This is a genomic window from Janthinobacterium sp. BCJ23 (assembly GCF_059617945.1).
In genome coordinates this window covers 704,200-716,377 of the sequence record NZ_JCAQAW010000002.1, presented here as the reverse complement: position 1 = coordinate 716,377, position 12,178 = coordinate 704,200, and the positions used below count along the sequence as shown (strand labels likewise).

The 12,178-nt window shown below is 61.3% G+C and carries 14 protein-coding genes; 4 read left to right on the top strand and 10 right to left on the bottom strand.

Annotated features, from left to right (window positions below; all coding sequences use genetic code 11):
• Positions 1 to 6: 6 nt before the first annotated feature.
• Together AC54AG_RS09260 and AC54AG_RS09255 are read right to left on the bottom strand one after the other, a co-directional pair.
• Positions 7 to 405: a hypothetical protein gene (locus AC54AG_RS09260; protein WP_034755413.1), complete on the bottom strand. Its 399-nt coding sequence runs from the start codon at positions 403 to 405 to the stop codon at positions 7 to 9.
• Between the two features lie 9 nt (positions 406 to 414).
• Entirely contained in the window at positions 415 to 1,290 is an 876-nt protein-coding gene (locus AC54AG_RS09255; protein WP_152546518.1) for a hypothetical protein, read from the bottom strand.
• A 344-nt stretch (positions 1,291 to 1,634) separates the two neighbouring features.
• Here AC54AG_RS09255 and AC54AG_RS09250 point away from each other — a divergent pair, with 344 nt between their 5' ends.
• From AC54AG_RS09250 to AC54AG_RS09235, 4 genes are all read left to right on the top strand, one after another.
• The gene (locus AC54AG_RS09250; protein WP_034755418.1) at positions 1,635 to 2,792 is read left to right on the top strand and encodes an ABC transporter substrate-binding protein; all 1,158 of its coding nucleotides are present in this window, start codon (positions 1,635 to 1,637) and stop codon (positions 2,790 to 2,792) included.
• A gap of 85 nt (positions 2,793 to 2,877) precedes the next feature.
• Positions 2,878 to 3,768, top strand: a complete 891-nt coding sequence (locus AC54AG_RS09245; RefSeq protein WP_010398938.1) for a branched-chain amino acid ABC transporter permease — start codon at positions 2,878 to 2,880, stop codon at positions 3,766 to 3,768.
• 7 nt (positions 3,769 to 3,775) lie between these two features.
• Positions 3,776 to 5,719, top strand: a complete 1,944-nt coding sequence (locus AC54AG_RS09240) for a branched-chain amino acid ABC transporter ATP-binding protein/permease (protein WP_496630110.1) — start codon at positions 3,776 to 3,778, stop codon at positions 5,717 to 5,719.
• 10 nt (positions 5,720 to 5,729) lie between these two features.
• Positions 5,730 to 6,452: an ABC transporter ATP-binding protein gene (locus AC54AG_RS09235; protein WP_046682988.1), complete on the top strand. Its 723-nt coding sequence runs from the start codon at positions 5,730 to 5,732 to the stop codon at positions 6,450 to 6,452.
• 72 nt (positions 6,453 to 6,524) lie between these two features.
• Here AC54AG_RS09235 and AC54AG_RS09230 read toward each other — a convergent pair whose 3' ends face one another.
• The 8 genes from AC54AG_RS09230 to AC54AG_RS09195 form a co-directional block, all read right to left on the bottom strand.
• Complete coding sequence (locus tag AC54AG_RS09230) at positions 6,525 to 6,848, bottom strand: type II toxin-antitoxin system RelE/ParE family toxin (protein WP_070304971.1); 324 nt, start codon at positions 6,846 to 6,848, stop codon at positions 6,525 to 6,527.
• An 8-nt stretch (positions 6,849 to 6,856) separates the two neighbouring features.
• Positions 6,857 to 7,129 (bottom strand): type II toxin-antitoxin system Phd/YefM family antitoxin, encoded by a 273-nt coding sequence (locus AC54AG_RS09225; RefSeq protein WP_034756273.1) that lies wholly within the window; start codon positions 7,127 to 7,129, stop codon positions 6,857 to 6,859.
• Positions 7,130 to 7,236: 107 nt separating this feature from the next.
• Positions 7,237 to 7,557 (bottom strand): DUF2288 domain-containing protein, encoded by a 321-nt coding sequence (locus AC54AG_RS09220; protein WP_496630109.1) that lies wholly within the window; start codon positions 7,555 to 7,557, stop codon positions 7,237 to 7,239.
• A gap of 42 nt (positions 7,558 to 7,599) precedes the next feature.
• Positions 7,600 to 8,307, bottom strand: a complete 708-nt coding sequence (locus tag AC54AG_RS09215; protein WP_496630108.1) for an RES family NAD+ phosphorylase — start codon at positions 8,305 to 8,307, stop codon at positions 7,600 to 7,602.
• A 2-nt stretch (positions 8,308 to 8,309) separates the two neighbouring features.
• The gene (locus AC54AG_RS09210) at positions 8,310 to 8,747 is read right to left on the bottom strand and encodes an MbcA/ParS/Xre antitoxin family protein (protein WP_034755432.1); all 438 of its coding nucleotides are present in this window, start codon (positions 8,745 to 8,747) and stop codon (positions 8,310 to 8,312) included.
• A gap of 80 nt (positions 8,748 to 8,827) precedes the next feature.
• Positions 8,828 to 9,244 carry a fosfomycin resistance glutathione transferase gene (gene fos, locus AC54AG_RS09205; protein ID WP_034755435.1) on the bottom strand — a complete coding sequence of 139 codons (417 nt, stop codon included), beginning with the start codon at positions 9,242 to 9,244 and terminating at the stop codon, positions 8,828 to 8,830.
• Between the two features lie 20 nt (positions 9,245 to 9,264).
• Positions 9,265 to 10,965, bottom strand: a complete 1,701-nt coding sequence (gene recJ, locus AC54AG_RS09200) for a single-stranded-DNA-specific exonuclease RecJ (protein ID WP_034755437.1) — start codon at positions 10,963 to 10,965, stop codon at positions 9,265 to 9,267.
• On the bottom strand, positions 10,962 to 12,020 hold the full coding sequence (locus tag AC54AG_RS09195; RefSeq protein ID WP_496630107.1) for a hypothetical protein: 1,059 nt from the start codon (positions 12,018 to 12,020) through the stop codon (positions 10,962 to 10,964). The genes recJ and AC54AG_RS09195 overlap by 4 nt, the downstream gene beginning before the upstream one ends.
• Between the last annotated feature and the right edge of the window lie 158 nt (positions 12,021 to 12,178).

Genomic DNA, 12,178 nt, shown 5'->3' with positions numbered 1-12,178 from the left:
CCCAGGTCAGGTCCGCAGGCTGTTCGCCGCCTCGGCAATGGCCAGCGGGTTGCGTGACAGCAGGGCGGCAGCTAGGTCCAGCAGGCCTGCCGCTGCCTTGATGGCCGCGTGCGTGTGCTGGATGTCGGCGACGGTTTTCCTGCCCTGCTCGATGGCCGAGTTCACATTGGCCAATGCCTGCTGCGCGCCCTGGTTAATCAGGTAGATGCCATGGGCGCGGAAAAAGGACACCATCTGGTCCAGGTGGCTTTCATATTGCTTGAGATCCTGCAGCACGGCTGACGGCGTTGGCGGCGTGCGGTCGGTCAGCGCGATGCGCAGCTCCAGTACCTGGTTTGAGGCCTGTGCCAGCTTGTCGGCGATTTCCGTGGTTTGTTTTTCATCGAGTGCGATAGCGTTGCCCATGTTTTACTCCTACCAGGGTGAGGGGGAATAATGGCTTGCCTGCTTTTGCAGGGTATCGACCTGCTTGGCAAAGGTGTCCAGTTGGCGCTCCAATGCCGGGTCTTTCATGGACTTGGCGCGCAAGGTGCTCAGACTGTTCTGCAATTCGGTCATGGCGGCAATATAGGCGTCGATGACCTTGCCACGCTCCTGCAGTTGCCGTCCGTCCAGGTAGAGCTTGGCTTTCAGATAGTTGCTGGCAACGGGCTCCCTGCCGGCGGCATTGTCGAGCGAGCGGTTCAGGGACGCCAGCGTCAGGCTCTCGTCGTGCAGATTGGCCTGGTAGTTTTGCTGCGCATATTTTTTCAGCGCATTGCTGATGATATAAATATCTTCTTCGCGCGCCAGCAGTTCGTTGATGCCCGACTGCTGTCTGTGCTGCGTCACGATTTGGCTGATCAGCGCGCTCAGGCGCGTGACTTTGTCCAGTTGGTCGGCGTTGAGCACCGGCGTCATGCCGCTGGACTGCTGCAAGGCGCCCAGCGAACCGCCAAGGGCGCCGATCTCTTCCTTGTAGTTTGCCAGCTTGTCGTTGGCCAGTGCGGCAAGTACTTCCGCGTAGCGTTTCAATACATCGTTCAGTTCGGCCGTACCCGCCAACTGGGCTGCATAGTCCTTGCAGCGCCGGAGCAGGTCCTGCTCCGTTTCCTGCGCAACGTAGGGGCGGTCGGTGATGATGCTGTTGCGCCGTACATTATTGGTGCAACTGCTCATGGAGTGCGTCAGCATGGGTTTGAATACTTCCGTTACCGCCACCGTCTGTCCCGCGAACTTGTCGACCGGCGTGAAGTTCTTGCAGGCGCTACTGATGCCGCCGATCAGCAGGCAGGCGCAGATGGTTGTCATGGGCTGGCGCATAGGTTCTCCATGGTAAGGAAGGGATTGCCGCCATGGCCGGTTGACCCTGGTTCAATGACCATATCACCATTGCCTCACCATACTTTGACGCAGATCAGATACCTGTACTGTGTGTCAATGTGCAGCAGCTGTGTCAATTTGCGCCATATTTTCCTTACAAAAGACTGACATCGGGCCAGCAATCTGGTCTTTTTCGCATGTTGCGACGCGTCATATGTAGTTGTTGCTGGGGCATGTTTACTCACCTACAATGATTTATCGATGGGGCGGTTATCCAGCGTACGACAATAAAAATAAGTGGCATTAAAAACGTTGTAACAGAGGAGATGACAATGAATTTGAAACAGAAATTGCTTGTAGCAAGTTTGGTTTTGGGTTTCTCGCAGGCGGCAGTCGCGGCCGACCCCATCAAGATCGGCGTGTCCGGTCCGTTCACGGGCGGTTCCGCGCCGATGGGCGTGTCGATGCGCGACGGCGTCAAGCTGGCCGTCGCCGAAATCAATGCCAAGGGTGGCGTACTGGGCCGTTCGCTGCTGCTGATCGAGCGCGATGACGAAGCGAAGAATGAACGCGGCGTGCAGATCGCCCAAGAACTCATCAACAAGGAAAAGGTCGCCGCCACCGTCGGCTATATCAATACGGGCGTGGCCCTGGCCTCGCAGCGCTTCTATCAGGAAGCAAAAATTCCCGTCATGAACAATGTGGCGACGGGTTCCATCGTCACCAAACAATTCGCCGACCAGCCGGAAAACTACGTCTTCCGCAATGCGGCCAATGACACCATCCAGTCCGGCATGATCGTGCATGAGGCGATCGAGAACCGCAAGTTCAAGAAAGTAGCGATCCTGGCCGACTCCACCAACTACGGCCAGCTGGGCCGCGAAGACCTGGAAAAGGCGCTCGACAAGAAGGGCATCAAGCCCGTCGTCGTTGAAAAATACAACATCAAGGACGTCGACATGACGGCCCAGCTGCTGAAAGCCAAGCAGGCGGGTGCGGAAGTCGTGCTGACCTACGGCATCGGCCCGGAACTGGCGCAGATTGCCAACGGCATGGAAAAACTGGGCTGGAAAGTGCCGCTGATCGGCAGCTGGACCCTGGCCATGGGTAACTTCATCGACAACGCGGGCAAGAACGGCAATGGCACGCGCATGCCGCAAACCTTCATCCAGGATGCCAGCACGCCGAAGCGCAAGGCCTTCATCGACGCCTACGTGGCCGCTTACAAGCCATCGGGCGGACGCATGCCATCGGCCGTCTCGGCCGCGCAAGGCTACGATTCCATCTACCTGCTGGCAGCCGCCTTCAAGCAGGCAGGCGGCACGGATGGCCCGAAAGTGCGGGCCGCGCTGGAAAACCTGAATGAGAAGGTGGAAGGCGCCGTCACCACCTACAACAAACCGTTCAGCAAAACCAACCATGAAGCGATCACGGCCGAGCTGACAGTCTTCGGTGAAGTCAAGGACGGCAAAGTCGTCCTCGCGAAATAAGCCTGGCAGACATTCGCCGCGCAGTGGCCAGCCTTGAGGAATCAGGACTGGCCATTTTTTCATCGTTCGTCTTCCGGGGAATACCATGGAAATCTTCCTGCAGCTCGTCTTCAGCGGCATCGCGCTGGGCATGATCTATGCCGTCATCGCCTTCGGCTACCAGCTGACCTTTGCCACTTCCGGCACCCTCAATTTCGGCCAGGGAGAATCCCTGATGCTGGGCGCGCTCGTGGGCCTCTCGCTGGTGGGCACCATCCACGGTGGCCCTTACATGAGCTATCTGTTGATGATACCCATTGTCATCGTCTTCGGCGCCTTGCAGGGCGTGTTCGTCGAATGGATAGGCGTGCGGCCCGCCATCAAGATCAAGTCCGAATTCGGCTGGATCATGTCGACCATCGCGCTGGCGATCATTTTCAAAAATGTGGCGGAAAACATCTGGGGCAAGGATGACCTGATGTTCCCGTCGCCGCTGTCGGCCGCGCCGTTCCAGGTGTTTGGTGCCAACGTGCAGCAGATGCAGGTGGCCGTCATCGTCGGCGCGCTGGCCATCATGCTGGCCGTCGAAGTATTCAACCGCAAATCGATCTACGGCAAGGCCGTCGTGGCGACGGCCAACGACCGCGACGCAGCTGGCCTGATGGGCATCAACACGGGCATGGTCATCACGTTCTCCTACGCGCTGTCGTCGGCCACGGCCGCCTTTGCGGGCGTGCTGGTGGCGCCGCTGACCTTGACCGGAGCCACCATGGGCGCCTCGCTGGGCTTGAAAGCGTTTGCCGTGGCCATCATCGGCGGCCTGACCTCGGGCGTGGGTGCCATCGTCGGCGGCCTGATCCTGGGCATCGCGGAAACGACCACCGGCTACTACATCTCCACCGGCTACAAGGAAGTGCCTGGCCTGCTGTTGCTGCTGCTGGTGCTGGCCGTCAAGCCGTCCGGCCTGTTCGGCAAAGCCGCGATCAAGAAAGTCTGAGGACGACATGAACAAGAAAATCACCATGCTGGCGCTGAGCGCGGCGGGACTGGCCGCGCTCGCACTGTTCCCCATCGTCATCCCGAACCCGTATTACATCCACCTGGCCGAAACCATCCTGATCTACGCCATCCTGCTGTTCGGCCTCGATATCGTCGTCGGCTACACGGGGCAGGTATCGCTGGGCCACGCGGGCCTGTTCGGCATCGGCTCGTACGTCACGGGCGTGCTGGTGTTCAAGCTGGGCGTGTCGTTCTGGCTGGCCATCCCCGCCAGTATTTTGGGCGCGGCCGTGTTTGGCGCCATCCTGGCCTTGCCGGCCCTGCGCGTGACGGGGCCCTACCTGGCCATGGTGACCCTGGCCTTCGGCACCATCGTGCAAATCCTGATCAATGAAATGAGCTTCCTGACGGAAGGGCCGATGGGCATCAAGATCCACAAGCCCGTCCTGTTCGGCCACAAACTGACGGAAGTGGAGTACTACTACATGGTCGCCGCGCTGCTGGTGATCTCGCTGGTGGTGGTGCACCGCATCTTGAAATCGAACCTGGGCCGCGCGTTCGAAGCCTTGCGCGACAGCCCCATCGCCTCGGACTGCATGGGCGTGTCCGTGTACCGCTACAAGGTGTACGCCTTCGTCATCAGCGCCGGTTTCGCGGGCCTGGCCGGCAGCCTGTATGCGTATTCGGAAGAGTATATCTCACCCAATACCTACAACTTCGAGCTGACGATATTGTTCCTGCTGGCCGTCATCATGGGCGGACGCAAGACCCGTTCGGGCGCGCTGATCGGCGCCCTGATCGTCGTCATGCTGCCCAGCCTCTTGTCGGACATCGAATTGTTCCGCAAGATCGCCGTCGGCGCCGCCGTGCTGGGCGTGATCGGTTCCGCCTTCATGCTGGCGAAAAAGCGCTCCACCTTGCGCGGCGTGATCGTGCCCCTGGTGGCCACCATCGGCCTGGCCGCGTTTTCCTACAAGCTGGAGAACATGGTCGACTGGCGCCTGACCATCTTCGGTTTGATGACCCTGTTCGTCGTGTACTACCTGCAGGACGGCATCGTGGGTTTCCTGATGAGCTTTATCGGCAAGGGCCGGCGCCATGTGCAAGCCGTCGCTTCCCACGGCGTGGCGCCGTTCGACCACGCCCAGGGCGGGCAGCAGGGCGCGACCCTGCTGCGCGTGGACCAGGCCCTGATGCAGTTCGGCGGCCTGAAAGCGCTGAACCAGGTGGACCTGAACGTCACGCAAGGCTCCGTGCACGGCTTGATCGGGCCGAACGGCTCGGGCAAGAGCACGATGATGAATGTGCTCACGGGGATCTACAAGCCGACGGCGGGCAAGGTGGAATTTGCCGGCGCCGTGATCTCCGGCCGCACGCCATCCGAGATCGCGCTGGGCGGCGTGGCGCGTACCTTCCAGAACGTGCAGCTGTTCGGCGAGATGACGGCCACCGAGAACGTGCTGGTGGGCCTGCACAACACCTTCAAGTCGAACGTGCTCGACGTGATGCTGCATACGCCGCGCTACAAGCGCGAAGAGACGGCCGCGCGCGAGCGGGCCGCCAGCATCCTCGAATTCGTGGGCCTGGCCGACCTGGCCAACGAAGAGGCGCGCAATCTGCCGTATGGCAAGCAGCGGCTGCTGGAAATCGGCCGCGCGCTGGGTCTCAACCCGCGTTTGCTGCTGCTCGATGAACCGGCGGCCGGCTTGACGGCGCCCGACATCAAGGAGCTGATGGCCATCATCCGCAAGATCCGCGAGCATGGCATCACCATCATCCTGATCGAGCACCACATGGACGTGGTGATGGCACTGTCGGACGTGGTGACGGTGCTGGACTTCGGCCAGACGATCGCCGAAGGCGCACCCGCGCTTGTCCAGAGCGACCCGAAAGTGATTGAAGCCTACCTGGGCGGCAGCGCCGAAACCCTGGCGCCAGCGGCGCACTGAGAGGAAGACCATGCTGACCATTAGTAATCTGCACGCCGCCTACGGCAAAGTCGAAGTCCTGCACGGCATTTCGCTCGACGTCCCGAAGGGCAAGCTGGTGACGCTGATCGGCTCGAACGGGGCCGGCAAGACCACCACCATGCGCGCCATTTCCGGCATGCTGAAGCCGAAATCGGGCACCGTCACCCTGGGCGGCAAGGACGTCACGGGCCTCGATTCGCACAAGATCGCGCGCGCCGGCCTGGCCCATTCGCCGGAAGGACGGAGGGTGTTCGCCTCGATGTCGGTGACGGACAACCTGCTGCTGGGCGCCTTTCCCCGCTTCACGCGCGCGCGCCCGAAAGGCGATATCAAGCGCGACCTGGACAAGGCGCTGGAGCTGTTCCCCCGCCTGAAGGAGCGGCGCGACCAGCTGGCCGGTACCTTGTCGGGCGGCGAGCAGCAGATGCTGGCCATGGCCCGCGCCGTGATGCTGAACCCGGAAGTGATCCTGCTGGACGAGCCGTCGATGGGCCTGGCGCCGATTCTGGTGGAAGAAGTCTTCCGCATCATCACGCGATTGAAGGCCGAAGGCGTGACCATGCTGCTGGTCGAGCAATTCGCCGCCGCCGCCCTGAACGTGGCCGATTACGGCTATGTGCTGGAAAACGGCAGCATTTCCGTGCACGGCCCGGCGGAAAGCCTGAAAACCGATCCGAAGGTGATCGCGGCGTATTTGGGGGGAGGGCATTGATGATGGCCTGACAATGCGCTTGCTGCGCATTGTCAAATCCAATACAGCCGTGTGCCTGGCAGGACTTGCCGGCTACGAATTGAGCAGGCGATGGCGAATCAATGCTTCCAGGTCACGGCTGGTATGGGCAATCATATGAACATAGACGATATCGTTATGTCCGTACTCGATGATGATACGATTCTGGCCGGCCAACAGTTGGCGGTGAGTCGTCAAGTGAAGGTCTTCAAGTTCAGGAACAAAGCTACCTTTAATGTTCCAATCTTTGAGTGAACTGACTTCAGCCAGAATCTCTTGCGTCACCTTCCTGGCAAAAGCAAGGGATTCGCTCTGCTTCAGATAGGAGCGAATGTCCTGTAAATCGTTCAGGGCGTATTGAGTCCAAATGATTTTCATTTGCGTAATCAGTTGTCGTCGTCTTCAGCTTCCAGAAGGGCCACAACGTCATCATGACCGATGACTTTACCTTGCTCAATCTGCTTGCGGCCGAGAGCAAGGATGCGGAGCATGGCAAGCTGATCTTGGGTCTTTTGATAGCTAACGGGGTCTAGCACAACTGCCTGAACTCTGCCATTTACCGTGATGGCTACCGGGTCATGCGTCTCCAGTACCTGTTTGACCACGTCGCTGGTGTTGGTCTTCAAGTAACTAATTGGCTGAATGTTTAGAAAATTCATACTCCCCTCCATAAGTTGGCAGGCCGATGATAGCACCGGATGACCAAATTAAGTACCGAATTTAGTTGGTCGCACATTTTCCTTGTTTCTGGCGCAGCCTGTCAGCGTCAGTGTTTCGTCGGCTTTTCCTGCTGCACCAGAATAAACGGGCTGACGACGACGGCCCATAGCGCCGCGTCGGCCGCCTGCCAGTCCAGCGCCTGCTGGTCGGAGACTTTGGCTACTTTGCCATCGGCCATCCATTGCGTGATGGTGGCCTTGTCGTCGTGCGAGATGCGCACGGCGACTTCGACCAGGTCCAGCTCGTTGGCGACCCAGACGACGTTGCCTTGGGCGAAGTGCTTTTCCAGTTCGCTCCAGGCCAGGCGGGCCGTTTCGCTGTTGATTTTGAGGCGCAGTTCGGTGTCTTTTTCAGGATTGGTTTGCATGTGAGATCAGGTTGCGGTGAGTCGGGTGCCGATGCGCGCGGTTTATTTGCCCGGGAGGGCTTCCACGCGCGGTATCGGCGTACCCTGCCATGTTAACCGATAGGCGGTGCCTTTGCGAACATTGCCGACCAGAGCAGGGCGGAAGCAGGCCAGGTTGGTGCCGCCCGCCAGCCGCGTGCTGGGGAAGATGATGCCCATGGAACCGGCCTCGAGCAGGATGGCTGCCAGGTCTTGCGAGGCGATGTAGCTGGCCGGGTCGAGGCAGGCCGCATAGCGCTCCTGGCCGCGCAAGTCGTGGAAGCTGGCGGAAAAATCGGCCAGCAGCGACTGGTAGTTGACGCTGTCGCCGAAATAATCGATTTCCTGGTATTCCACGGTCTTGTGGAAAATGATCTCGGCCAGCGCCGTTTTCATGTCGAAGGCGCAATACCAAGCGCCCCGTTCGCCATCGTTGAAGCGCGCCCCTTCCGGCCGGGCATAGGTGTACGCGGCGTTGATGATGCGAAAGTGTGGCACGCCAAAAACCAGTTCGTCCACGCCAATTCCTGGCGCGCCGCCATACTCGGCGACCAGTCGCGCGTTGGTGGCGTTATCGAGTTCGAACAGCTCGCGCAGGTGATCGTCATCCTCGGCCAGCGGCGCCAGTACGGAGTCTTCCATGTCGGCGAAGCGCGATGGAATCAACCGGCAAGTGTCGATCTGGCGCAGCGCGGCCAGCGGCGGCAGGTGGGTATTCGGGGCTGCAGGCACGATTACAGTCCTCCGCGGCGCGCGTCGAGCAGCTTGCGCACCGTCTGCATGGCCAGCAAGCCGCCGGCCAGCATTTGCGACAGGGGTGTGCGGCCGCCAAACACGGGATTCTTGTTGGGCAAACTCACCCATTCGTCGGCCAGCTTGTCGCCATACAGGATGTGCAGGGCTTTATAAATGCCCAGTAAGTAGGAAATGCGCGTGATACGGTCCACTTCCAGCACGCGGTCCGGGTGTTTCTTCCACTCGTAATAGGCGCTGCTGGACAGGCCGCCCAGCAGTTCGCGCGCATCGTCGTCGCGCAGTTTCCAGGCGGCGGCCAGCTTGAAAAAGCCCTTCAAGGCCGCCTGCGACAATCGCTCGCGCTCGGCTTTGGCGTTCAGGTCGACGAGCACGGCCGGTTCGAAGCGGCTCTTGGGGTAGGCGTAGGCAAGATTCATGATGAACTCCTTTTATGGAATAATATTACTCCTTTTCGGGAATTTGTGCTGTCCTCGTCCAAATGTGCGCGCCTATACCCTTAGCCGTCAAAGAATTGCATGCCAGCATAGGGCGCCGCCCGGCAGGCTGCCAACCGCTGCGCCAGGCTGCCCGCATGGGCTTCCAGCTGATGGCCGTCCGGATCGAGAAAGTACAGGGAATCGCCGGCGCTGCGGTTTTGCTGCCATTCGGGCACGCCGGCGGCGCGCAGGCGGGCGGCAAACGGGGCGAAGTCGGCGGACGCGATGGAGAACGCGTAATGCGTGTAGCCGGGGCTGGCCAGCACAGGCGTGTCTTGCGCGTCAAGCGACAGGCACAGCCACAGCTCCCCGGCCGACAGATACGCGCCCCTGTCCCAGCGCGCATGCAGACGCAGGCCCAAGGTGTTGCGGTAAAAGGCGACGCTGCGCGCCAGGTCGCGCACGGACAGGGTGAGGTGGTTCAGGCCGGTCAACATGGTGTTGCTTTCAGGTGCCATCAGACAGGCTCCGCATGCTCCACCATCAATTGCACTTTTGTCGTGCCATTGTATTCATTCGCATCGAGTCTGAACGCGACCCTCGTGCGTTCGCCCAAGGCATCCGTATGCCCGAACCAGATGGCGTCGAAGCGCACGCCGTTCTTTTCCAGCAGCAGTTTCAAGTGGCGCTCTTTGAGGATGCGCTGGCTGACGACGCGGAACTCGTCGCAGAAGACGGGCGGGGCGAAGCCCTGGCCCCACACTTGGCCATCCATCAGCTCGATGAAGGCCGTCGTGTAATAAGCGTCTTCCAGCGGGCCGTCCGTTTCCACGACCCGTTCCAGCTGTTGCTGGCTGAGCCAGGCCTGGCCCACGGCTTCGAAAGCCTTGGAAAACGCATCGAAGGCGTCGGCGCGGATGGTCAAGCCTGCCGCCATGGCGTGGCCGCCGAACTTGTCGATCAGGCTAGGTGCCCGTTTCGACACGAGGTCGAGCGCGTCGCGCAAGTGGAAGCCGGGGATCGAGCGTCCGGAGCCCTTGATCCAGCCGTCAGCGCCGGGCGCAAACGTGATGGTCGGGCGGTAGAATTTTTCCTTCAGGCGCGAGGCCACGATGCCGATCACGCCCTGGTGCCACGATTCATCGAAGACGCTGATGGTGCTGCTGTTGGCCGGCTCGAAAGCGTCGAGGTGCAGCAGGGCCGTATCCTGCATTTCCGCTTCGATCTCGCGGCGCTTCAGATTGATGTCGTTCAATTGCTGCGCCAGCGCCCAGGCGCGGCCTTCGTCGTCCGTGACCAGGCATTCGATGCCCAGCGACATGTCTTGCAAGCGGCCGGCCGCATTCAGGCGTGGTCCCAGGGCAAAGCCCAGGTCGAACGGCGTGGCGCTGCGCGCTTCGCGGCCCGCCACGCGGAACAGGGCGGCCACGCCCGCGTGCATATGGCCCTTGCGCATGCGTTTGAGACCTTGCGCGACGAGGATGCGGTTGTTCGTATCGAGGCGCACGACGTCGGCCACCGTGCCCAAGGCCACCAGGTCGAGCAGGTTGTCGAGCTTCGGTTGCGTTTGCGCATCAAAGAGGCCGCGCCGGCGCATTTCCGCGCGCAGGGCCAGCAAGACGTAGAACACGACGCCCACGCCCGCCAGATGTTTACTGGGGAAACCGCAGGCGGGCTGGTTCGGGTTGACGATGACCGCCGCGTCGGGCAGGGTGTCGGCCGGCAAATGGTGGTCGGTGACGACCACCTGGATGCCGCGCCGGTTCGCTTCGGCCACGCCGTCGATGCTGGCGATGCCATTGTCGACGGTGATGATGATGTCGGGCGACTTTTCGCGCGCCGTCAGTTCGACGATTTCCGGCGTCAGGCCGTAGCCATACTCAAAGCGGTTGGGCACGATGAAATCGACGTCGGCGCCCATGGCGCGCAAGCCGCGTATGGCCACGGCGCAGGCGGTGGCGCCGTCGCAATCGTAGTCGGCGACGATGACCATGCGCTTCTTGGCGGCAATCGCGTCGGCCAGGAAGACGCCGGCCGCGCCGATGTGCAGCAAGCCGGACGGCGGTATCAAGTCTTTCGGCTCGATCGAAAGTTCTTTCGCGTCGGACAGGCCGCGCGACGCGTACAAGCGCGCCAGCACGGGGTGGATGCCGCCCTGGCGCAGCAATTCGGATTCGCGGTAGGGACAGGGACGGGTGGCGATGCGGGTACGGGTCATGATGCTTTCAACTTGTTCAGGGTAATCGCGCGCCAGAATTTGCGCTGCGCATTCTTGCTGGTGGTGCAGTCCAGCCAGGCGTCGCGGTGGCTCAGCACCAGGCGCAGCTGGCCCAGACGGCCATCCTTGAGGGCCGCCAGCAGGGGCGCGAACCAGTCCGCTTCCAGCGCTTGCAACTGCTGCAGCCACATGCCCCATTCCTGCGCCTGCGCCGCTTCGGTCAGGCCGCCGAGCACGACGATCGCGTCCTGTTCGCTTGCCAGCACACTGTTTGGACTGGCATCGCGCTGCGCCGGTTCCGCCAGCGCGGCCAGCCAGCCCGGTGCGTCCTGCGTATGCAGGCTGGCCGCGCAGCGCGCCGATGCAGGTGCGGCCGTGGCCAGGCTCCCGCCCCAGATCCAGAAGGAATTGATGGCTTTCAAGCCCCGCTCTTCGCGCGCCGCATTGACCGGATGTTCATGCCACAGCATCTGCACTTCGTTTTGCAGGCGGCGCGCGGCGCGCGCATGCTCGCCTTCCGGCATCCACACGGACAGGTCTTGCGTGGTGGCGGCGTCCGGCGTGGCGCACTGCAAGTCGGACCAGGCGTCGGCGCGCATGAACCAGGTGCCCGCGTCGCCATACGCCAGGGGTTGGCCGATCTCGTCGAAATACGGGGCCGCAATGTCGAACAGGGCGCGGCCGTCCGCCTCGCTCAGCTTGAGCTGGCGCAAGTCTTCCAGGCTGATATGGCTGCGGGCGATGGCCAGGTGGGCCGGATGCAGCAGGAAGTAGCGCGCGCCCGGTTCCGGCACGAGGCCGTAGCCGCGCATGGACTGGGCGGCAAAAGCCGATTGCGCCGCCTCGCCGTTGGGTGCGGGCGACAGGCTCAAGGCGTGCGCCAGCCACGCTTCGTGCGGCAGCAGGCGGTTGGCGTTGTCAAAATTTTCTAAATTGCAAGTGGAGGTGCGCGACAGCAGCGCCGCCAGCGCGGGCGCCTGCAAGACCTTGAGCAGGTCGGCAGCCAGTTCGGCAGTGGGCAAGGCGAAGGGCAGGACGAGGGTAAGTTGATTCATCCCGAGATTGTAGGCGATTGTGGTGGGGGCCGAGAAGGTGCATCTATTTTCAGGCCCCCGATGGCAACACCGCCCGTGCTGGGTATGTGCAAAAAATTATAAAAATTTTATTGATATTATTGGAAATCAATTTGCTTTTGAAAATATACTGGATATAA